Consider the following 23382-nt stretch of genomic DNA (forward strand, 5'->3'; position numbering starts at 1 on the left):
ATATGCCATCCGGCTCACTTCGTCGGCCAAATTAGTGTGATATTCTTTCCAGAAATGCTGTTGTATCCACGACATAAGGCGATGATTGATGGAGCAGTCTCTCAATTTTGAAATGTTGCGCAGCCAGTGGCCGGAACTGGCTGAACTCGCGTGTATGGCGGAACGCTATGTTCACTCCGATCCGGAAAGTTGTCTGGTCAAGCTGCGCAACTACACCGAATTGATGGTGCGCTGGTTGTATCGTCAGGAGCGGTTGCCGGAAGGTATTAAGGCTAATCTTTACGATTTAATGAATGCTGATGTCTTTACCAGCATGATGCCGGAAGCCATCATCATGAAAATGGATGCGCTGCGTATCCATGGCAACCGTGCCGCGCACGGCGGACGTATCAAAGCTAAAGATACTTACTGGCTGCTCAAAGAAGCGTATTTGTTGGGAATTTGGCTGTATGTTCGCTACGCCCACGGTAATGTTGATGACTGCCCCAAATTTACACTCCCTCCATTAACACAATCTTCAGGTCGTGCAGATGAAAAACGTCTGGAAGATGCAATCAGGGCTCAGGATGAAAGCCGTGAGCGCGAACTGGCGCTGCAACGCGCACTACAGCAAGAACAGGAAAAGGCCGAACACCTCACTCAACGCCTGAATGAAGCCAGAGCGCGTAACCAGCATGTTGCCGATATTCTCTCTATTGATGAAGCGGAAACCCGCCGTCGCCTGATTGACTCTCGCCTGCTTGCTGCTGACTGGAATGTAGGCGAAGGCCTTAAAAATACCGATCAGGTTACGCAGGAACATCCCGTTAAAGAACAACCTACCGCGACCGGAGACGGTTATGCGGACTATGTCTTGTGGGATGAGGCACACAAACCGCTGGCGGTGGTGGAAGCAAAAAAAACCAGCGTCAATGCCGAGCAAGGACGAATTCAGGCCCGGCTGTATGCAGACTGGCTGGAAAAAGAATACGACCAGCGTCCGATCATCTTCTACACCAACGGCTATGATATCTGGCTGTGGGATGACCATAAAACTCATGGTTATCCCCCGCGTCGGGTGTTTGGCTTCTACAGCAAGGAAAGCCTGCAATATCTTATTCAACAGCGTGAAACCCGTCTTCCGCTGAACAGTGTGCCGCACGTAAAAGATAACGAAGGTAAGGCCGTTGCCGGACGTTTGTACCAGCTTGAAACCATTGCCCGTGTCAGCGAGCGGTTTACCAACAAATACCGGCAATCGCTAATTGTTCAGGCTACGGGTACAGGCAAAACCCGCGTGGCAATAGCGCTAAGCAAACTAATGATTGATGCCCGCTGGGTAAAACGCGTCCTGTTTCTTTGCGACCGCAAGGAACTACGTAAACAGGCGGCGAATGCCTTTAATCAATTCACCAATGAGCCGCTGTATGTGGTCGGGAAATCGAAAAAAGCAGACAGGCAGAATGCTAGGATCTACATCGCCACCTATCCTGGTATGATGAAAATCATGGACCATTTCGATGTTGGTTATTTCGATTTGATCATCGCCGATGAATCCCATCGCTCTATCTACAACGTTTACGGCGATCTGTTTAAGTATTTTGATGCCCTCCAGATTGGCCTGACGGCCACGCCGATTGACATGGTGAGTAAAACCACTTTCGGCCTGTTTGGTTGTGAAGGACGTATTCCTACCGCCAACTACAGCCTGGAAGATGCCATCGCCGATAACAATCTGGTTCCCTATGAGGTTGTCACGCACACCACAGAATTCCTGCGCGAAGGCATCAAACGGGAGAAATTAAGCGACGCACAAATCCGCGAGCTGGAAGAACAAGGCATAGATCCCAATACGCTGGAGTTTGATGGCAAGGCGCTGGATGAGGCGATCTACAACAAAGACACCAACCGCTATATCCTGCGTAACCTGATGGAAAATGGCCTGAAAGATCGGGACGGCCAGTTGCCAGGTAAAACCATCATTTTCGCCCGTAACCACAAACACGCGCTGCTGTTGAATGAATTATTCGACGATATGTACCCGCAGTTTGCCGGGCGCTTCTGCCAGGTCATCGACAATTACGATCCCCGCGCCGAGCAACTGATTGATGATTTTAAAGGGCTGGATGAAAGCACCAACAAAGAGCTGACCATCGCTATCTCCGTTGACATGCTCGATACCGGTATTGATGTCCCGGAAATTGTGAATCTGGTCTTTGCCAAACCGGTCAAATCAAAAGTGAAGTTCTGGCAGATGATTGGCCGTGGTACGCGCCTCTGTCCGGGGTTGTACGGTTACGACGATAACGGCAAACCTCTGGATAAACAGAAATTCCGCATTTTCGATCACTGGGGCAATTTTGAGTATCACGAACTGCATACCGAAGAGGCCGAAGTCACAGCGACAAAATCGCTTGCACAAAAACGCTTCGAAGCGTGGGTTATGCTGGGGGCCGCTGCGCAACGTAAATTCGACAAACAGGCGGTGGATTTAGTTGCTCACCAGCTACGCGAGCAAATCAATGCACTGGATGAAAAGTCGATTGCCGTCCAGGAAAAGTGGCATCAAAAAGCGCAGTACAGCGATGAAAAAGTGCTGCGCCAGCTTTCCCCGAAAACACAGCAGGATTTGCTATCTGTCCTGGCCCCGCTGATGCAGTGGCTGGACGTGCGCGGGCAAAGCGACGCTATGCGCTTTGATATGGATATTCTGGCGGCGCAAACTGCCCGTTATACCAACCCGGAAGAGCTGGATGTGCTCTGGCCGGTCATCGTCGAAAAAGTGGAGCGCCTGCCGCCGCATTTGGCGCAGGTCCAACAGCAAGGACCGCGGATCAATCAGCTTCGTGATTTAGGCTGGTGGAAGCAGGCCAGCCTGGAAGAGCTGGAAGATATCCGCATTCATCTGCGCGGCATCATGCACCTGATGGAAAAAGACGCGACGCCGAAATTTGGTTCGATACAGGTGGATATTACCGAAGATGCGAACCTGATTCAGACGGAAAACCGCAAAACCAACATCCGCTCGATTGACTTCAAACTCTATCGCCAGCAGGTGCAGGGAGCGCTGGAGCCGCTGTTCCAGCAAAATCCGGTGCTGAAGAAAATCCGCAACGGCGAGCCTGTGACGCAAAGCGAGCTGGATGAACTGGCTAAACTGGTGCTGATCCAGAACCCTAACGTTGATATCCGGGCACTGAAAGAGTTCTACCCGCAGGCGACCGCCAGCCTGGATAAACTATTGCGTACCATCATCGGGATGGACAGCGACGCGGTGGAAGTGCGCTTTGCTCAGTTCGCCGCTGATAACAGCCTGACCAGCCAGCAATTGCGCTTCCTGTCATTGCTGAAAAACCACATTCGCGATTACGGCACCATTGAAATGCGGCAGCTCTTTGAACAGCCTTTTACGCATATCCACAACGAAGGCGTTACCGGTGTGTTCCCTGATATAGAGCAGATCGCCCGCCTACAAAAGATAGTCGAAGAGCTGGGTGTTGTGACCGACGCAGCAACGGTATAATACGCACATGACAAGCCCCGGCAGCGGGGCTTTTGTATTTAAAACAGGATATAAAAGCTAACAATGATCACTGGTGACTTAAAAAGTAAAATCGACGGCCTGTGGGAAGATTTCTGGGTGGGTGGTATCACCAACCCGCTGACCGTAATCGAACAGATCACCTATCTAATGTATTCCCGGATGCTGGATACTCAGGAACAACGCGACGAGAAGCGTAAACAAATCGCGGGTATTGATTTTAAACCGCGTTTTGCACCAGAACAGCAGGAGTTCCGTTTCAGTCACTATAGCAATCTTGGCTCGGATGAGATGATGGAAGTGGTGCGCGATGGTGTATTCCAGCATTTTCGTCAGCTCGGCCAGGCTGATGCGTCGAAGGTAACGCTGCTGGGCAACTTTATGAAAGATGCCCGTCTGGAGATTGTTAAGCCTTCATTGCTGACCAAAGCGGTTGAGGTGATCAAAAACCTGCCATTGGATCGCGGCGACACCAAAGGCGACCTTTACGAATACCTGTTAAGCAAGCTGACCACTGCCGGAATCAACGGCCAGTTTCGCACACCGCGCCACATTATCCGCACGATGGTTGAAATGATGGAGCCGAACCCCGCCCGCGGCGAGACGATTTGCGATCCGGCCTGCGGCACCGGTGGCTTTCTGGCAACCAGCTATGAATATCTACTGGAGAAGTACAGCTCGCTGGAATCCATTCATACCGAGATTGGCACCAACGAACGTGGTGAGCTGGAAGAGCAAAAAATCTTTACCGGCGATCTGTTGACCCCGTGGCGTAACCATGTGGATAACAATATGTTCCACGGTTACGACTTTGACACCACAATGTTACGTATCGCCGCCATGAACCTGATTATGCACGGCGTGGAAGCGCCGGATATCCACTATCAGGACACCATGAGCCAGAGCTTCAGCACAAACTTCCCGCAGGCCAGTAAAAACGCTTTCAACCTGATTCTGGCAAACCCGCCGTTTACCGGTTCACTGGACGAAGAAGATATCGACTCCACGCTGTCGGCAATGGTGAAAACCAAAAAAACCGAACTACTGTTCCTGGCGCGTATTCTGCAAATGCTGAAAGTGGGCGGGCGCAGTGCCACTATCGTGCCGCAGGGCGTGCTGTTTGGCTCCAGTAAGGCGCACCAGTCACTTCGCAAAACGCTGGTGGAAGATAACCAACTGGAAGCGGTGATCAACCTGCCTTCCGGCGTATTTAAACCTTACGCTGGCGTGGCGACGGCGATCCTGATCTTTACCAAAGGCGGTCAGACGGACGAGGTCTGGTTCTACGATCTGCAAAATGATGGCTACAGCCTGGATGACAAGCGTAACCCAATTAAAGACAACGACCTGCCGCATCTGCTGGCAAGCTGGAAGCATTACCGTACTTTACGCGGGCTGCCGGTTGATAACTTTATGGGTGAGAAGTTAGCCTCGTTGCTGAAACAGCAGTACCCGGAAGGGATTGATGCTGGCGTTGATTTTAAAGATCGCACTCAGGCGGCGTTTATAGTGCCAAAAGAAGATATTGCTGCCCAGAAATACGATCTCTCTATTAATCGTTATAAAGAAGTGGTGTATCAGGCTGAGGAGTATGAAGATCCGAAGGTGATATTGAAGCGGTTAAAAGATCTGGAAAAAGAGATTCTGGCGGATCTGGATGAGCTGGAGGGGATGCTGTGAAAAAAAATCAATTGGTCACACTTGGCAAACATATAGACATATTGTCCGGGTGTGCATTCCCTTCAAGTGGATTCAATAGGAACAATGGTGTTCCACTAATCCGTATTAGAGATATTCTTTCAGGAAAAACCGAAACTTATTATGAAGGCAGTTATGACTTAAAATATCTTATTAAAAAAGGTGATTTACTAGTTGGGATGGATGGAGATTTCAACCGTGAGTATTGGAAAGGTACTGATGCGTTGTTAAATCAACGGGTATGTAAAATTACGCCAAATCCTGAAACACTTGATAAAAATTTTCTATATCATTTCTTGCAAAAGGAATTGGATAAAATTCATGCTACAACAGATGTTGTGACTGTAAAACATTTGTCTGTAAAAAAGATACAAGATATTAAAATTAGGCTTCCTTCATTAAAAGAACAAAAACGCATTGCTGCTATTCTTGATAAAGCTGATGCTATACGCCAAAAGCGCGAACAAGCCATCAAACTGGCTGATGATTTTTTGCGGGCTAAGTTTCTAGAGATGTTTGGAACTCCTGCAAACAACATACATCGTTTCCCGAAAGGAACGATTCGCGACTTGGTTGATTCAGTAAATTATGGAACTTCAGCAAAAGCCTCTATTGATTCTGGTGAATATCCTATATTACGGATGGGTAATATAACATATCAAGGTAGGTGGGATTTTACAGATTTAAAATATCTTGATCTCAGTGTAAAAGAAAAGGATAAATATTTGGTTAAAGAAGGCGATCTTCTTTTCAATCGTACTAACAGTAAGGAACTTGTTGGTAAAACAGCTGTGTATGAAGAAGACAGGCCTATGGCATTTGCTGGATATTTAATCCGCGTTAGACCTAATTCTATCGGAAATAACTACTATATTTCAGGGTATCTTAATTCCATCCATGGCAAAATCACATTGATGAATATGTGTAAAAGTATTGTTGGCATGGCTAATATTAATGCACAGGAATTGCAGAATATAGAGATATTAATCCCACCTAAGCATCTACAAGATGAGTATGAGATTATTTATAAAAAAATAAAAAAAGGACTAAGCATTTATGATAAAAGCGCAATGCAACTTCAACTTTTAGCATCAAACCTATCGAATAAATATTTCATGTAAGGTTCATTATGAAATTAACTAAACTTGTACTTGAAAATTTCAGATCTGTTAGAGAGCGGCAGGAAATTGATTTTGCACCTGTAACATTACTATTGGGGCCAAACAGCGCGGGCAAGACTACTATTTTAATTGCATTATTTTATCTTCAACAAATATTAGACCGTGAGCAGTGTGATCCTATATATTTAGAAGCTATGGGGAACAGGCGCATAGATGGATTTAGATCTCTAGTCCATAATGGGGATCTGAATAATGTAATTACTATTGGTATCGGTTTCGATCCTGAACAAACAATAGGTGTAGAATATAAAACATATTTAGAAGAACTTGGTGATATTTTCGATATTCATTTTATAAAAATGAAAGACATTGCAGATGAAACTGAAAAGGTTTATGTAGAGTTTAAAATCGCATGGTCACAATTGCACAGAGCAGCATATATAAAGAACTATGCTGTTTCTATAAATAATGAATTTATTGGAGAGCTAAGTAATGATGAGTATACTAAATCATCTTTAGTAAATAGATTGAACTTTACTCATCCGTTGCTTCTTCCTATTGATTATAATTTATGGCTTGAATCTATTGATAAGGAAGGATTAGATACGATTGCCAGTGAATTTGAAATATCTTTAAATGACTTAATTCCTGGCTTAGAACGTAATAAAAGTGGTGCAACAGAGCGAGTAAAAACTGTTGATTATATATTTGAAGAAGATAAAGAAAAACCAATGTTTCCTGTTTTTTTAAAGACGAAAATTGGTGCGTTACCTCAACTGGGAAGAACTGTTGATACAAATTTGAAAGTTTTTGATATATCCGAGCCAGTTGAGTATTTTAATCGAGATATAATCACCAGAGTGCTAACGCAAGTTTTTACTTCTCCGTTAGATAAATTAAATAATTATTTAAAGGCTAGCGTATCTATTGGACCGTTAAGAATTATACCTGATTCTTCATTTACGCCAAATCCTTATCCAGAACAAAATGGATGGTTTGATGGTACATCAGCATGGGATAAGCTGTGTTTATCTCAACAAAATGATAGTGATTTGATTAAAAAAGTAAGTGATTGGTTTTCCAATAGAGATAAACTAAACACTAATTATAATATATTTAGTGGAGGAGAATTTGATATAAAAACCTCCCCTCAACTTTTAGGTCTGAAAGATAATGTTTACTTCTGTAAAATAGATTCAAGCCAAATGTTATTTCCAAATCAAGTCGGTGTCGGATTAACTCAGATAGCACCTCTTATTATTGCAGCCAATATAGTTCAGGATGGATTAATTGCTATAGAGCAGCCTGAGCTACATATTCATCCCGCTTTACAACTCGCTGTAGGTGATCTGTTTACCCAATATCCCCTTGATGTTAAAAGACCTATGTTTTTAGTCGAAACACATAGTGAGCACATTTTGCTTCGAATTTTAAAAAGAATTAGACAAACAACGGACAATGAATTACCTGAATCAAATTACCCAGTAAAACCTGATTTTATATCAGTGATCGTTTTCGAGGATAATAATGGTTCGACTGTTACTAGGAAAATAGATATTACTGATGATGGTGACTTCAAACAAAAATGGCCCAAAGGTTTCTTCGAAGAAAGAAGGGGAGAGCTTTTTTAATGTTCTACGAATGCGCCATTTCACCAGAGGCTTTGTTTGAGATCGCAATTGATCGGAGAAATTATCGTGACTTCATAAAAGGATTTTCTACGGGCGGTAACTTTCTCTATAGTGAATTACCAAAGCTGAAGAGAAATAAAAAACAATTGCTTGGGCTATTAAATGCTAATCATAGTGAACTTCAAAAAAAACGATTAGAGGACCTTATTATTTTTTTGAAAAATAATAAGGTTAGTAGGGTTTATGATTATGTTGGTGACATGTCATGGTCAGATAACATCTCTGCTGTAAATCGAATTGAACAATTTGATCATGTAGTGAGTTCTACTCCTTGTGATAACCTTGATGTAACTAATATAGATGATTTCTTTGGGTTAAATTATGCTCGGCAAAAAATTGTTGCTAGAATTGCTGAGGATATGATATCTATAATCTCACGCTTATTAAAAACATCAGAGCATATTATTATAGTTGACCCATACTTTAGTGACAAACAAAGATGGTGGAATGTATTTATTTCATTACTTAGCGTTAGTGCTAATAACTCTTATAAAAAAAATTTAAAGATAGATGTTATATTTGATGGGAGTAAAGAAAACTCCCCAACGGTGAATTATTTGGCTAATAAGTTGAACCGCGAAAACCTTGTCTTTCCAGACGATTTTAAATTATCAGTAACATTTAAGTCTTTAACTTCTCGCGAGGGTAATGAATGTCTGCATAATAGATATGTTCTTTCTAATGTTGCTGGAGTTTGTTTCATGCATGGTTTAGATGAGGGAGAAGGAACGGATGATGTCTCAATTTTGTCGAAAGAGGGATATAATAAAAGATGGGAACATTACACTACGAATAATGTTTTTGATTTAATAGAAGAGCGTGAAGTTATATGTTAAGTATTTCCCTTACTGTTTTCAATTAAATCCTACAAACTTATTAGGACCCTTTAAAATTTATTCAACACGCCAATAAAAAATCTAATTCTATTAATCTTGACCTGGTCTATCAAAATGATAGACCAGGCTTCTGTTATCTACATTACTTCTAGTGAAATAGCCAACCAATCGTCCCTATAAGGCAGGTTAAATAGTTTTAATTTAGCAAATTTGATAAACAACTCACTCGCCATTACCCCGATTGATCTTCGCATAGTCAAACGGCGTAATCGCTCTCTCCCGATTGGCATCCAGAAAATCTGCCCACCACTGCAGCATCAGCTTGCGCTCATCCAGATGCTCCGCTTTATGGATATACGCTGCCTGCACTGAGTTACGTCCATGTGGCTCATCTGACGTTCAGCCGCTTTATCTCGTGCTGTTCTGGTCTCAATACTTCCATGCCGTTGCAATTACCTCTTAAACCATTCCTTATCATTTTCATGTCTTCGATAAGAAATCTTCATCATTCATGATCGATTTTGTCGATCGATTCGATCGAATTTTCTCTTTTTACCTTGTCTTTTGCATGGTTTTAAAATGAGCAACCTTCTTTATCGGGTGGGGTAAGAACCAACGGAGATGATTGAAATGAAAAAGGTTATTGCTGTTTCAACACTTGCAATGGCAGGCATGTTTTCGGCCCAGACTCTGGCTGATGAGAACAAAACTGGCTTTTATGTGACCGGTAAAGCCGGTGTTTCTGTTATGTCACTTTCAGAGCAACGTTTCGTTGATGGTGAAGGGGCATGGGCGGATAAATACAAAGGCAGTGACAAAAGTGATACGGTTTTTGGCGCAGGCCTTGCGGTGGGATACGATTTTTATCAGCACTACAATGTGCCGGTGCGTACTGAAGTGGAGTTTTATGGCCGCGGTAACGCTGAATCAAAATATCGTCTGAGTTATTGGGAAAGTGCCGGTGGTGCCGAGTTCGATGATGCACAGAACAAGCTCAGTGTAAACACGCTGATGCTGAATGCGTATTATGATTTCAGAAACAGCAGTGCATTCACGCCATGGATATCTGCTGGTCTGGGTTATGCACGGGTTCATCATAAAACTTCGTACATATATACCGATAACAGCCCGGCAGGCAGTGAAGTTTATTCAGCTTCAGCGTCAAAATACGAAAACAACCTGGCATGGAGCCTGGGTGCCGGTGTTAAATACGATGTGACGCAGGATTTCAGCCTTGACCTCAGCTACCGGTATCTGGATGCAGGGGATTCCACTCTGACTTATAAAGATGAGGATGGTGCTAAATATAAATCCTCTGTTGATGTCAGAAGTAACGAGTTTATGTTAGGTGCAACATATAACTTCTGACAGCCATTTCTGCCTGCGCTTTGGAGCACAGTAAAGTGCAGGTATGACAAATCAATAACAGATATCCTGATGATATTCTCCCTCTGGCAACTAATAATTTCAGATGAATGAAATATAAATAGAGCAAAAATATTACTTTCGTTGATTTTTTACAGGGGGCAGGTAGCGCGCAGTATGGTTGTCAGTCTGTTAAATGAAAAAGGACTGTTGTTGGGACACGTTGTTTTTTGTCATATCAGCCCTTCCGGAAACAATAAACCGTATTACGAAGGAGGCTCCCGGACATCTGGTTTAAAGTTTGAACATAATCAAATAAAAATCTGTTGCCGGAGGGCGTAGTTTTGTGGAACTGACAAATGATGTCAGGAGTATTTATATAATTCACTTACACAAGAGTAATACTACAGGTGCAGTGATTTATGGTTGACTCAACGAGAAATCGCTCAGCGGAGCGTTTGATTGATATCCTTGTTGAATTACAAAATTATGGCGTGGTCAGTCGCTATAATTTGATGAAAAAATACAACATCACTGAGCGAACAGCATATCGTGATCTGAATATGCTTTCTCCCTTTATTGAAGCCTGTGGCGATGGAAAATACCGGCTTATTTCGGCAAGAGCAGGAAACCAGAGCAAAGAATCACTGCACAAATCTCTGGCCAGGTTACTGGATACTGATGCGATTTTTCCTGAACGGGATGAAGGTTTCTGGCAGAAATTAGAAAACAGGGCAACCGAAAGGCATATTCGTGTTCAGTTTCATAACCCTGAGCACACCATCAGGGATGATTTAAGAAAATATCTTGATGTTCTTGAAAAAGCGATCTGCAACAGTAATGTTTGCCAGATTGCATATGCCGGTAAGACCAGAATCGTTCATCCCTATAAATTAACTAATCAGAGAGGTATATGGTATTTGCTGGCTACTGAAGAGAACAAGTTAAAGTCGTTTTCATTAGCTAAAATAAAATGGCTGGATATAAAAAAAGAAAAGTTTGCAAAGAGTGATGAAATCCAGTCACTGGTAAGTGAGTCATGTGACCCGTGGGTGAGCGACAAAACATTTGATGTTGTGTTGTTCATTTACAGTAATATCGCCCATTATTTTTTGCGACGGGACTTACTTCCTTACCAGCAATTGCTACACAAACATGACAATGGCATTACGCTGTCATGCAAGGCTGCACATAAAAATCAAATTGTCCCGTTGATTTTATACTGGCTACCGAATGTTGAAATTATTGAACCAGTATGGCTGAAAGAAGCCGTGTTAACAATGTTAGGAAAATACCTTACTGCTGAGAATGTTTCCTGAAATATTTCAGTTGACTGATGATAAAGCAATCTGTACAGGAGGAAAAGAATGGCGTTACCTTTTATTATTTTGGGTGTGGCTGCCGGCGCTGCGGCATTCGGCGGAAAAAAAGCTTACGATGGATATCAAAAAAAGTCAGAAGCAGAGGATATCCTCGAAAAAGCAAAAGAGCGTTACGAGGAGCATAAAGAAAAATTTGAGCAGGCTGAAGCTCAGACATCATCAAAATTAACAACGCTCGGAAATAAAGAGCTTGAGATTGGTAAAGATTTCAGTGAGTTCGACAGGATTGCTGCTGAGCTCCTGGCGCGTCTGGAAAAAGAGGGCAATAAAGACCTGAAACTGAGTGTCCCGCAACATAACATCAATAAGATTCAGAACCTGGCCATTTCAGCGACAGAATATCTCAGTACGGTCGTTGCTGCCGGAGTTTCCGGGGCTGCTGCGGGTTTTGCTGTGTATAGCGGAGTGATGGCATTTGCTGCGGCTTCTACAGGTACACCCATTGCAGCGCTTTCTGGTGCCGCGGCTTATAACGCGACGATGGCGGCAATTGGTGGGGGCTCACTGGCTGCAGGGGGCATGGGAATGGCCGGCGGCGCAATGGTATTAGGCACCGCAGTGGCTGCACCGTTGATTGCCATTGCGGGCTGGGCTTACGACAGACATGCGACGAAAGCTCTTGAAAATGCCCATCAGTGTGCCTGCGATGTTGCACGGGCAGTTAAGAAAATGAATCTGGCCCGGGAGCATTTTGCAAAAGTTAATCAATACGTTGATGAAATTCTCGCTGCACTGAACAGAATGCATGCTGTATTTATTAAACACTATTTTGAGCCGCTTAAATCCATGCATTCTGTTATTACAGAACAACAGGATATCAGTGTATCAGATGAAGTCATTGTGCTTATTGACCATGGATATTCACTGGCCGCTATTATGACGGATATTATTACAACGCCACTGTTTAAACCGCGGAAACAGGAAAATGGTGAGGCAGTGATAAAAGATAACGTTATTGAAATGGAAACGGATGATAATGGAATGAACGTTATTAATAAGGATGAGCTGGATGATGTACTGGCCAGTTCGGTTGTGAAATTTGATGATTTTTCATCCCAGAGTTAATGATTTACCGGGCGTTAAAGCCCGGCTTTACAAGAAGTGAAATAACATGAATGTGGAAAAATTTGACTGGACAGAAGAGTTACATCAGACCATGGTGAAGAGCCTGGTTACATCATTCGGGCTGGATTTTCTGTTGCTAAATGATCGTAAGGGTGGTGATGTTGACACTATCCATAATGTGCGTAATGGCATTTATGCCACGGAGGCTGAGCGACAGCGGTATGAAGGTCGTGGCGAATATGATTCTCATCATTACCACAGCCATGAGAACTATATCGCGACGAACCGGGAAGGAAAGCGTGCGCATCAGGCAGGGACTCTTACTGATGCATATACAGGCGAGGTGTTTGCTTCTGACGACAAAAAAAATCTGGATCATATTATTTCCGCTAAAGAAATTCATGATGATCCGGGGAGAATTCTTGCTGAACGGGATGGTGCAGAACTGGCAAATGACGCTTCAAATCTGGCATTCACTCATGAGTCGCTCAATAAATCAAAGAAAGCAGACTCAATGGATGCGTTTATTTGCACGCTGCAGAAAAACAGAGAAGATACGTTAAGGCAGATAGCAGAGCTTGAATCTCAGGCAACGCTGACAGAAAAGGAAAAGAAACGTCTGATAAGTCTGAGAAAAAAAGCTGATGCAGATACTGAGCGTATGGAAAGGGCTGATAAATATGCCCGGGAAAAATATGAGGCCACGATTAATCAGAGCTATTACCTGAGTAGTAAGTTTGCTACTGCTGTCGCCAGTGCTTCGCTTAATTCCGGTTTTCGTATGGGGACGCGACAGATGTTGGGGCTTATTCTTGCCGAGATCTGGTTCGAACTGAGGGAACGAATCCCGCATATTATCAGGCAGCAACGGAACTCATTCAGCGCCGGCAAATGCCTGTCCGAAATAACGTCAGCATTACGTGCCTGCCAGGAACGAGTACAGGAAAAATTCAGTTCTTTTTTAATTGCCTTTAAAGATGGTGTCATCGGAGGGATACTGTCAGGTATTACCACAACGCTGTTAAATATATTCCTGACAACGGAAAGAATGATTGTCCGGCTTATCAGGGAAATGTGGAACAATCTCGTTCAGGCCTTTAAAGTCCTGGTATTTAATCCGGAGGGATTATCGCCGGGGCAGTTAGCCAAAGCGGTCACTAAACTGATAGCAGCAGGTGTGGCTGTTGCCGGAGGGGTGATGATAAATGAGGCGATGGCGCAGATCCTTATTTTCCCATTTGGTTCAGAGCTTGCTGCCTTTTGTGGTGCGCTGACGACAGGTATTCTCGGGCTGGTGATGAATTATTATCTCGAATATAGCGAGGTTATGCAGCGGGTATGGGCATTTCTGGACAAATTTAAGGACAAATTCCAGCGGTCACTGGAATACTTTCAGGCAGTCAATGCTGAACTTGATCGCTATCTTGTGGAACTTACTGCACTGGAATTTTCTGTTGATGCTGCCGAGTTAAATCATTTTTCACTTCATCTGGATAGCGTAAACAGTGAGATAGAGCGCGGACTTCTGCTGAGAGAAGAAGTCCGCCGACGAGGGATTGCGTTGCCGTTTGAGTCAGGAAATGTGGCTTCTGTTCGTGACTGGTTAAATAAGCGATGAAATTACACCCTCCATTTCCCTGTAACCAGTGTGGGGCCTGTTGTCGTCATGTCAACAGGGCGGGTGAAACGCAATGTCTGGATCGTGGTGACGGTATTTGCCGTTACTATCAGACTGATTCTCATTTGTGTGCAATTTATGATAAACGCCCACAGATTTGCCGGGTTGAAGACCAGTATTTACTGAATTATCAGTCTCAGTACAGCTGGCAGGAGTTTATTGCATTAAACCAGGCCGCATGCCTTATTCTGAATAAACTGTAATACCATTAATGGCGGCGTCAGTACAGAAACTGAGAGAACATAAAGCAGTAAAATGTCATACCGTTCAGCAGCCAGCGTTGCCTTCCCCGGCTGCTGTTATTGTAAGGCATTTTCGTTAAGAATGCAGAAGGAGAGGAGCGTGAGATTGCTGTTAAAAGGGCTCGTCGGAATGGCGCTGGCCTGGCTTGTTATTGGTTTCGGGATGGAGTTATTTTTTCTCGCCGATCGGGTTCATCCGGCATTAAGAGTAATCGTTGGCCTGGGGATGTTATTCCTGATGATAATGATTGCGGGTGGTATGTGCGGTTCTCTTCTGTCACGAAAGAAAACATCATGACGTTCCTGTTTACGCCGCTACATTTGTGGTGGCTTTATGATTATTCAGAATAATGAATTCACCTGTCGCGGCATGTTCAGCGACCAGCGCCGGACAGAAATATCGCTTTTTCTCAATTATTATGAAAATTAATCTTCCGTTCATACACTGGTCACGGATTAGCAATGATAAGCGCCTCGTGTTATCAGTGGTTGTCTTTACCCTTTCTAATCTCCTTGTATCCTCAGGAGCGCATCTGATTTACCGGATATTATTCTTTATCCTGGCACTTCTTATTATTAAGGCAATGAAATCGATTACGTTGCGTTTGATTCTTGCCTTCCCGTTCACATTACTGACTGCTGCAGATATCAGTATCAGCCTGTATTCATGGTGTACATTTGGCACAACATTTAATGATGGTTTTGCAATCAGTATCCTTCAGACAGATCCTGATGAAGTAATAAGAATGTTCAGGATGTATGTTGTTTATGTTATCGCATTTATTATCCTCTTTTTATTGTTCTTCTGTTCAGCAATAAATAAAACGTCCTCATTGCCATCGGAAAAGGTCACGGTAATTACATTTTTATTGTTAATTACAGTAACGTTATATTCTTCCTTCCAGTTTGCGTTGAAGAAACAGTATCAAATAAATGAAGTTGATCCTTACATAGTCGCTTCCCGGTTTGCCACATATACCCCTTTCTTTAATCTGAACTATTTTGCACTGGCCGCAAAGGAGCATCAGAGATTAATGACGATTGCTGATACCATACCTCACTACGATCTGGTGATTACGGATAACAACACTGACGTATTTGTTCTGGTGATTGGTGAATCTGCAAGGACTGATAACATGTCCATTTACGGGTATTCGCGCCCTACCACACCAGAGCTTCAGAAACAGAAATCACGACTGAAACTGTTCACTCAGGCAATCAGTGGCGCACCTTACACCGCGCTGGCTGTTCCACTGGCGTTATCTGCCGATAGTGTACTGCATCATGATATCCGTAATTACCCTGATAACATTATCAACATGGCGAATCAGGCGGGGTTCGATACCTGGTGGCTCAGTGCGCAGTCCGCTTTCCGACAGAACGGAACGGCTGTGGCCAGTATCGCCATGCGGGCCAGAAACAGAATTTATGTCAGAGGCTATGATGAGTTACTGCTCCCACACCTGGCTGAAGCACTGAACAGTAATCCGGGGAGCAGGAAACTGATTGTTCTGCATCTGACGGGCAGCCATGAACCGGTTTGCAGTAACTGGCCCAGAGATAAAGCCGTGTTTAAACCGCTGGATACAGAAGAAGTCTGTTACGATAATTCCATTCATTATACCGACAGTTTGTTGGGACAGGTTTTCACCATGCTGGAAACGCGTCAGGCATCCGTCATGTATTTTTCAGATCACGGTCTGGAGTATGACCCGACAAAAGAACATGCCTATTTTCATGGTGGAATAAAACCCAGTCAGCAGGCTTATCATGTTCCGATGTTTATCTGGTACAGCCCGGCACTGGGAGAGCATGTCGATCGCCAGACGGTGAACAGCGTTTTTTCCACTGCGTATAATGATTATCTGATTAATGCATGGATGGGCGTAACCAGACCGGCTCAACCGAAAACGCCGGAGGAGGTGATTACCCGCTGGCAGGGGAAATCCGTGGTTTTTGATGCCAGTCATAACGTGTTTGATTACAAAGTATTACGAAAGAACTTTAATGAACTCCAGGAATAATTCGTTAAAGTAATTTACGACTCTATTCTTTTTTAAAGGAAACTTTCAGAAAATGCCCCCAGGGCGATAACCTGGGGAAGGGGGACTGTGTTATTACTGGTGGATAAATTATTACTTGTTTGAAAGATACACTAATGCAATATCTACTGATGCTGGATGCTTGAGTGTTTCATTCCTGCTGCTGAAAACGGCAATATCCAGGGCCAGACATATTCACCGTTAATATTTCTGCATTTCTGTACAATTTCCTCAGAAAGTGTCTCATCAATTCTTTCCCGCAACAGCTTCTGCTGTCTTAAAATGCTTTCGCATATTTCGAAATCATCTTCCTGCATCAGCATTTCGGCGCATTTAATGATTTCTGCTCGTTCATGCAGCACAGAGGAATGGTTATAGAGCCAGTTTACAAACAGCAATGCTTCCGGATATTGTCCCCATAATGGTGAGTATGTTGCATAGTAATCTTCTGCCGTATCCAGAGAGCCGGAGAAGTTATGCCGCACAGCAAGTGGAAATGGATGCAAATTTCCGCACAGCATTTCCGCGATGTAAGTGTTTGTAGCAAAGCCATGACGAAAAGCTGTGGCAGCCTTAACATGTTCCCCATTCAGAAAATGCAGAAGACCAAGTTCATACCAGTAAGGTGAAAATTCATCAGCATGCTCTTTCAGTACACTGAAGGCTTGCTTATGATCGCCTGTTCGTAACAGTTCTGAGCCCAACAACCAGCGGGCACCCTGATTATCTTCAGGATTGTATGCCAGTATTTTATCAGTGAGCATAACCGCATCCTGATGACGCTGTAAGTGCACATTTGCGAGAATTGTTGCATAAAGCGCGCGCAGATAAGGGCGGTTTTCGGGATGCATCCAGATGATTTCACCACTGAAACTTTCCGGGATGAGACGATTACCTGCCGCCAGTCCTTTAAGAGCGGCGTTCAGTGCCTTACGCGGGGCATTCTGCTCCAGAAATGCATATGCCAGATGAGCGTGTATATCAATAAAGTCAGGCTCCTGTTGAGCAAGGCGTCTGAGTTTGTTGATATAACCCGTCTCACTGATTTCATCAGTGTCGTATGCATCAAGCACTTCTTCAAACTCCCCCAGTAATGGGCCAAACCAGGTATCCGGAAATACGAAACGACCCTGGTTATTGTTCACTTCAAAGCGGGTGATGCTGCCAACTTACTGATTTAGTGTATGATGGTGTTTTTGAGGTGCTCCAGTGGCTTCTGTTTCTATCAGCTGTCCCTCCTGTTCAGCTACTGACGGGGTGGTGCGTAACGGCAAAAGCACCGCCGGACATCAGCGCTATCTCTGCTCTCACTGCCGTAAAACATGGCAACTGCAGTTCACTTACACCGCTTCTCAACTCGGTACGCACCAGAAAATCATTGATATGGCCATGAATGGCGTTGGATGCCGGGCAACAGCCCGCATTATGGGCGTTGGCCTCAACACGATTTTACGTCACTTAAAAAACTCAGGCCGCAGTCGGTAACCTCGCGCATACAGCCGGGCAGTGACGTCATCGTCTGCGCGGAAATGGACGAACAGTGGGGCTATGTCGGGGCTAAATCGCGCCAGTTCGCCCGGATGTTGGGACTTGAACCGAAGAACACGGCGGTGCGGAGTCCGGAGAGTAACGGCATAGCAGAGAGCTTCGTGAAAACGATAAAGCGTGATTACATCAGTATCATGCCCAAACCAGACGGGTTAACGGCAGCAAAGAACCTTGCAGAGGCGTTCGAGCATTATAACGAATGGCATCCGCATAGTGCACTGGGTTATCGCTCGCCACGGGAATATCTACGGCAGCGGGCCAGTAATGGGTTAAGTGATAACAGGTGTCTGGAAATATAGGGGCAAATCCACTGCATGACAAAGTCATCGGGCATTATCTGAACATAAAACACTATCAATAAGTTGGAGTCATTACCGACGAAGCGATAGCGATAATGACTGAAAGCGGAAAAATAAAAACAAATTGAATAATGTGTTTGGTAATGAATTTATCGGGGGGAATTGGGCATATCTACCGCTTACGTCGAGCCGCTCACACCCGGTCAATGACCTGACAATCTCCCGGCAAGTCCCGACGTCGGGACTTGCGCCCCTGACACCGAAAAATAGCAGGAACCCGCTCGCTACGGGTCCTCAGCTCAGTGCAAACCTGACTCAGCTCCTGCATTGCATCCCCGAAATTACCACACTCAGTACTTCATCACCTGCCACCAATACCCGTGTCAGTCCTTCGTGACCTGACGCAATTACCCGACTCAGAGCTTCAGAGTCAGCCGCCGGTACCTGCCCGGTGCTCGCCCCTGCGCAACCAAGATAAATCGACCATTGGCAGACTGCGATCATTCGTATGCATCGCTGATGACGCGCCCGAAAAACGCGTTAATGTAAGTGTGGAACAATACTTTGTTACTATGCATCAAAAAAAGTATTTGAAACGTAATCGGGCACCGTAACGATCATCGGTAATGTCACAATTACTATATCTACAGTTACTATCCAGAATTGAGTAATAAGCCCCGAGGTAAATATTAAAGTTCTCCATATCCATCACATTAGCAAACTGATAAGATGCATGAATGGTGTGAATGTTGTATATTCCTTCACCATCAATCCAGCAACCATTATTACACACGACACCACTAAATTCATCAATCTTATTATGTGCGTAGATATAACCCAGTTCGAAACGTTTCCACAGAGCATTAATACTGGCAGTGAAATCTTTCTCATTACTGGCATCCAAATAGGCGGTATTAAGAGTAACCACGATGCCATTTTCCGGATCTGTTTTCAGACCGTTCCATGTCATGCTAATACCATAACCGGAACGATTGGACTGATCGACAAAATTCCCCTTATTATCGGTATAGCCATAAGCATTTTTTACCACGTTCGCTTCCATCGCTGCGGAGACTGTGAATTCTTCCGTTGGCGACCAGGCAATTACCGGGCGCAGATAAGCGACATTTTTCTGCTGCTCCATATATCGTCCATGATAATTACCGTTATTATATAAAGATGTTCCGTCTTCAAGTAACGTGTTTAACTCAAAATACCAGTTATCGAGTTGTTTACTGATGAGGAAATTACCACCAGCGTCAGAACGACCGCGTCCCTCTTTCATCATATAGATATAACCACGGCCATCAGCATAAATATCATTAGCTGTATTACCGGAATACTCAATGAAAGTATCCTGATTTAGAGGGAACATATCGTAAGCTTCAAAACGACCGACTTTCACTTTCCACTCGTCATCTTTTCCAAAAAAGAATAATGCATCATCAATATTCACTGAACCGTGCATATCCGCCAGTGGTTGTGCTGAAAATCCAGCGAAATAACCATTATCAAGCTTACGGGTACCGTCAAAACCTAATAGAATACGGCCATTAAGGTCCCACCGTTCATTCACTGACTCACTGTTCGCCCCGGAACTTATCATTACTAACTGACCGGGTTTACTGGCAGCATCTATATTAAACTCCACATCACCATAAAACTTCAAATCATTGTAACCAGAGAGCAGAAAACCTGGAGAAGATGTTTTTTCTTTTGTTGACTCAACTACTGCATAGCTGTTAGCATCTTTTTTATTCTGCTCTGAACTAATTTGACGTATTTCAGAATGTTGTTCTATATCAAAACTCTTTAACATTCTTTCTGCTTTTTCCGCCCTTTTTTCTGCAGCTTCCAGGCGTTCTTCCAGCAATGCCATTCTTTGTTCAAGCGTTAGCCCCCCTGTTTTTGCTGCACACGCATTGTATTCCAGTAATAAAAAAAGAGATAAACCCAAAAGTAACTTATTCATTTTACCCCCTTAAATAAAAACAAATGTGGGTACTCTTATATTCTCTGTATCAACACAAAATACCATTCATATTCTTCACCAGACTGGTATATATAATCGCAACACATTACCAAAAGCACACAGCAAAGATAATTAATGTGTACTGGCAAAGTAATGACAGATAATGTCAGAAAAAATACTGATATCGATATGTCTCAGGTCAGCATCCATAAAGTGCCATCAGTTAATATCGCATCGCCATGAGCGGCATATAACGATAATTGTCTCGAGTCCGCTTGCGGATAAATACGACTTGATAAGGTTGCCTCACCATCGTTAACAAACACTTCAACAGATGAACGATCCAAGAAAATACGAAGAGTCAGATATTCTGTATCAGGAAGTTCAACACTGCGGTAACCATCCAACCCTTCCTCAGGGTAATAGCGCCACAGTACCAGTCGCCCGGCCTGATTATCCACATAAAGTCGCAGACCGTCTCCAAGGCGGACGCCATAGTGCTCCGCATGACTGTCAACCGTATGCCACGTCACCAATAATTCTGCGGCCTGTACATTTTCGGTCAGTAATTGCAAACCCTGTAACCTTACAGGGGATAATGGCTGGCATTTTTTGCGCAGAGATTCGACTTCACGCACAGGTCGCTGGCACAGCCGGCCATCGCGCTCAAAAACCTCTCTGGGCAGCGTCAGACATCCTGCCCAGGCTTCACTGCGGGTGGGCACGGGTGAATCCCACATATTCATCCATGCCATAATGATACGCCTGCCGTCCTCAGCCAGCATGGACTGTGGAGCATAAAAGTCATGACCATAATCCAGCTCTTCAAATCCCCCTTTCAGCGCAAAGACAGAACCAGGCTTCCAGCTCCCTGCCAACACACCGCTCTGAAAAAGGTTACGGAACCGATAACCGGAAGGGGGCATCCCCTGTGGTGAGAACATCAGCCAGTGAAAATTACCACACCTGAAGAAATCGGGGCATTCCCACATATAACTTTTTCCGGCTGCGGAATGAGCAAGAACATGCTCCAGATGCCAGTCCCGCAAAGATGTCCCGCGATACAACAGAACTTGCCCATTGTCAGAAGCGTCCCGGGCACCAATGACCATCCACCAGGAGCCGTCTTCGTGCCAGACTTTGGGATCACGGAAATGCATTATACCTTCCGGAGGTGTCAGCACACAGCCCTGCTTCTCAAAGTGAATACCATCATGACTTGTAGCCAGACACTGTACTTCACGGATAATGCTGTCATTACCACGATCATCGAGACAAATATGACCAGTATAAATAAGTGATAGCACGCCATCATCATCCACGGCACTCCCTGAAAAACAGCCATCACGATCATATTTATCTCCGGGTGCCAGCGCGATAGGTTCGTGTTGCCAGTGCAACATGTCGGTACTGGTGGCATGCCCCCAGTGCATTGGCCCCTGATATGCGCTTGCAGGATGATGCTGGAAGAACGCATGGTAACGCCCATTGAAGTAAATAAGGCCATTTGGATCATTCATCCAGCCGGCAGGTGGAGCCAGATGAAAAATCGGGTACCAGGCATTACCACGACGTGCGCAAAGTTTTTCAAGGGCAGACTGTGCCAAAGCAAGACGCTGTTTCATCAGTTAATCTCCGAATGCGCTGCAGGGGCTTTTTCTACAGAAGGGTGTACGCTCCCGCGGGAAGAACTCAGCGTGAAAACTGATATCACGGTAACAGTCAGAGCAATCATCCCGAGCACAAAATACGTATTCTGGAATCCCATACGATCATACAGGTGGCCGGCAAAGGTAGAGAGAAGTATTGCAGCAAGTTGTTTGGAAAACTGAAAACCTATTAAATAAACGGTCGCTGACAGTCGGGTGTCAAACACTGCCGTAATATATTTGAACGCCCCAACCAGCAAAAATGGAACTTCAAGAGCGTGAAGCATTTTCAGAATCACCACTTCTGTCGCGGTGGTGGCAAAAGCAGAACCGGTAATGCGGATGGTCATAATTCCCCCCGCAACAAGCAGGGTATTTTTGGCACCAATGCGATGAATTATCCATGGTGTACAGAACATGATAATGGCATTACAAATCTCCCCCGCAGTGGTAGCAAATCCGAATGCTTTTATTCCTGCCTGAGGAGTGTCAAAGAATGAACGAAAAAATGTGGCAAACTGCTGATCAAATACATCATAGACACAGGCCACACCAATCGTGTAGAGAACAAACATCCACATCTGACGCATGCGAAACAGGCTGAAGACCATTCTGGTCGAAATCAGGGAAGAATTGGCACCCAGTGTATTCATAACCATTGCCGTCTGGCTGGTACTGGGGCGCGCCAGAAACAACAGAAGAAGCAACAATAATGCGCTTCCTGACCCCATCCAGAAAACCAGAGAAGGATCGACATTAAAAAGCATTCCAGCCATAGCCGCACATAACGCCCAGCCCAGACACCCGAACATCCTCGCTTTACCGTATTCAAATCCACGACTGCGACTGACCCGCTCTATATAAGCTTCAATAGCTCCGGCACCTGCAGAAAACACAAAACCAATAAAGACACCGCCAGTCAGTGCGCCTGCCCAGATATTGAAGCGCAGCAGGGGCGCAAATACATATAAAAAAAAGGGGGCGAAAAATACAAGTAACAGGCTGATACTCCAGATCAGGTTTTTTTTCAGTCCCAGGCGATCTGATATGACCCCAAGCAATGGCTGGAAACTGATGGCAAACAGAGAAAGACATGAAAAGACTATACCTGTATCCGTTTTACTCAGTCCGACCACATCGGACAGCCATACAGGCAAAAACGGAAAACAGGTTGCCATGATGAAAAAGTAGAGAAAGAAGAACAGACCGAAAATCCAGAAATCGGGATTTTTATGCGTACTTGCAGAATTCATTATTCTTACCCTCACGGGATA

16 protein-coding genes and 2 pseudogenes are annotated in these 23382 nt (G+C 44.4%); 13 read left to right on the forward strand and 5 right to left on the reverse strand.

The window, feature by feature from the left end:
- Nucleotides 1-88: 88 nt before the first annotated feature.
- The 5 genes from OGW44_RS24915 (at nucleotide 89) to OGW44_RS24935 (ending at nucleotide 8866) form a co-directional block, all read left to right on the forward strand.
- Nucleotides 89-3502 carry a DEAD/DEAH box helicase family protein gene (locus tag OGW44_RS24915; protein WP_000438165.1) on the forward strand — a complete coding sequence of 1138 codons (3414 nt, stop codon included), beginning with the start codon at nucleotides 89-91 and terminating at the stop codon, nucleotides 3500-3502.
- A gap of 63 nt (nucleotides 3503-3565) precedes the next feature.
- Nucleotides 3566-5200, forward strand: coding sequence for a type I restriction-modification system subunit M (locus tag OGW44_RS24920; protein WP_000627728.1), 1635 nt, complete (start codon nucleotides 3566-3568; stop codon nucleotides 5198-5200).
- Nucleotides 5197-6339: a restriction endonuclease subunit S gene (locus OGW44_RS24925; protein WP_000742120.1), complete on the forward strand. Its 1143-nt coding sequence runs from the start codon at nucleotides 5197-5199 to the stop codon at nucleotides 6337-6339. The genes OGW44_RS24920 and OGW44_RS24925 overlap by 4 nt, the downstream gene beginning before the upstream one ends.
- 8 nt (nucleotides 6340-6347) lie before the next feature.
- The gene (locus OGW44_RS24930) at nucleotides 6348-7970 is read left to right on the forward strand and encodes an AAA family ATPase (protein ID WP_000778955.1); all 1623 of its coding nucleotides are present in this window, start codon (nucleotides 6348-6350) and stop codon (nucleotides 7968-7970) included.
- Nucleotides 7970-8866, forward strand: coding sequence for a hypothetical protein (locus OGW44_RS24935; RefSeq protein ID WP_000499115.1), 897 nt, complete (start codon nucleotides 7970-7972; stop codon nucleotides 8864-8866). The genes OGW44_RS24930 and OGW44_RS24935 overlap by 1 nt, the downstream gene beginning before the upstream one ends.
- 222 nt (nucleotides 8867-9088) lie before the next feature.
- Here OGW44_RS24935 and OGW44_RS24940 read toward each other — a convergent pair.
- A pseudogene (locus tag OGW44_RS24940) lies at nucleotides 9089-9273 on the reverse strand (integrase); the annotation flags it as partial.
- Between the two features lie 223 nt (nucleotides 9274-9496).
- Between OGW44_RS24940 and OGW44_RS24945 the strand changes: the two are divergent.
- The 6 genes from OGW44_RS24945 (at nucleotide 9497) to OGW44_RS24975 (ending at nucleotide 16622) form a co-directional block, all read left to right on the forward strand.
- Complete coding sequence (locus OGW44_RS24945; protein WP_001398114.1) at nucleotides 9497-10234, forward strand: outer membrane protein; 738 nt, start codon at nucleotides 9497-9499, stop codon at nucleotides 10232-10234.
- Nucleotides 10235-10653: 419 nt separating this feature from the next.
- The gene (locus OGW44_RS24950) at nucleotides 10654-11550 is read left to right on the forward strand and encodes a helix-turn-helix transcriptional regulator (RefSeq protein ID WP_000228490.1); all 897 of its coding nucleotides are present in this window, start codon (nucleotides 10654-10656) and stop codon (nucleotides 11548-11550) included.
- 48 nt (nucleotides 11551-11598) lie between these two features.
- Nucleotides 11599-12678 carry a hypothetical protein gene (locus tag OGW44_RS24955; protein ID WP_001207396.1) on the forward strand — a complete coding sequence of 360 codons (1080 nt, stop codon included), beginning with the start codon at nucleotides 11599-11601 and terminating at the stop codon, nucleotides 12676-12678.
- Between the two features lie 46 nt (nucleotides 12679-12724).
- Entirely contained in the window at nucleotides 12725-14296 is a 1572-nt protein-coding gene (locus OGW44_RS24960) for an ATP--cob(I)alamin adenosyltransferase (protein WP_001100182.1), read from the forward strand.
- A 402-nt stretch (nucleotides 14297-14698) separates the two neighbouring features.
- Nucleotides 14699-14896 (forward strand): hypothetical protein, encoded by a 198-nt coding sequence (locus tag OGW44_RS24970; RefSeq protein ID WP_001238004.1) that lies wholly within the window; start codon nucleotides 14699-14701, stop codon nucleotides 14894-14896.
- Nucleotides 14897-14948: 52 nt separating this feature from the next.
- Nucleotides 14949-16622: a phosphoethanolamine transferase family protein gene (locus OGW44_RS24975; protein WP_025492097.1), complete on the forward strand. Its 1674-nt coding sequence runs from the start codon at nucleotides 14949-14951 to the stop codon at nucleotides 16620-16622.
- Nucleotides 16623-16765: 143 nt separating this feature from the next.
- Here OGW44_RS24975 and OGW44_RS24980 read toward each other — a convergent pair whose 3' ends face one another.
- Nucleotides 16766-17800: a tetratricopeptide repeat protein gene (locus tag OGW44_RS24980; protein ID WP_032153697.1), complete on the reverse strand. Its 1035-nt coding sequence runs from the start codon at nucleotides 17798-17800 to the stop codon at nucleotides 16766-16768.
- A 49-nt stretch (nucleotides 17801-17849) separates the two neighbouring features.
- Here OGW44_RS24980 and OGW44_RS24985 point away from each other — a divergent pair, with 49 nt between their 5' ends.
- Both OGW44_RS24985 and OGW44_RS24990 read left to right on the forward strand, forming a co-directional pair.
- Nucleotides 17850-18125 (forward strand): IS1 family transposase, encoded by a 276-nt coding sequence (locus OGW44_RS24985; protein WP_023181049.1) that lies wholly within the window; start codon nucleotides 17850-17852, stop codon nucleotides 18123-18125.
- A gap of 47 nt (nucleotides 18126-18172) precedes the next feature.
- A pseudogene (locus tag OGW44_RS24990) lies at nucleotides 18173-18487 on the forward strand (integrase core domain-containing protein); the annotation flags it as partial.
- A 577-nt stretch (nucleotides 18488-19064) separates the two neighbouring features.
- Here the strand turns inward: OGW44_RS24990 and OGW44_RS24995 are convergent.
- The 3 genes from OGW44_RS24995 to OGW44_RS25005 all read right to left on the reverse strand — a co-directional run bounded on the left by OGW44_RS24995 (nucleotide 19065) and on the right by OGW44_RS25005 (nucleotide 23361).
- Nucleotides 19065-20459 carry a carbohydrate porin gene (locus OGW44_RS24995; protein ID WP_001037798.1) on the reverse strand — a complete coding sequence of 465 codons (1395 nt, stop codon included), beginning with the start codon at nucleotides 20457-20459 and terminating at the stop codon, nucleotides 19065-19067.
- Nucleotides 20460-20653: 194 nt separating this feature from the next.
- Nucleotides 20654-22084 (reverse strand): glycoside hydrolase family 32 protein, encoded by a 1431-nt coding sequence (locus OGW44_RS25000; protein WP_000813678.1) that lies wholly within the window; start codon nucleotides 22082-22084, stop codon nucleotides 20654-20656.
- Nucleotides 22084-23361 (reverse strand): MFS transporter, encoded by a 1278-nt coding sequence (locus tag OGW44_RS25005; RefSeq protein WP_001083368.1) that lies wholly within the window; start codon nucleotides 23359-23361, stop codon nucleotides 22084-22086. The genes OGW44_RS25000 and OGW44_RS25005 overlap by 1 nt, the downstream gene beginning before the upstream one ends.
- Between the last annotated feature and the right edge of the window lie 21 nt (nucleotides 23362-23382).

The organism is Citrobacter sp. Cb023, assembly GCF_030336805.1.
In the GTDB taxonomy this organism is placed as follows: domain Bacteria; phylum Pseudomonadota; class Gammaproteobacteria; order Enterobacterales; family Enterobacteriaceae; genus Citrobacter; species Citrobacter braakii.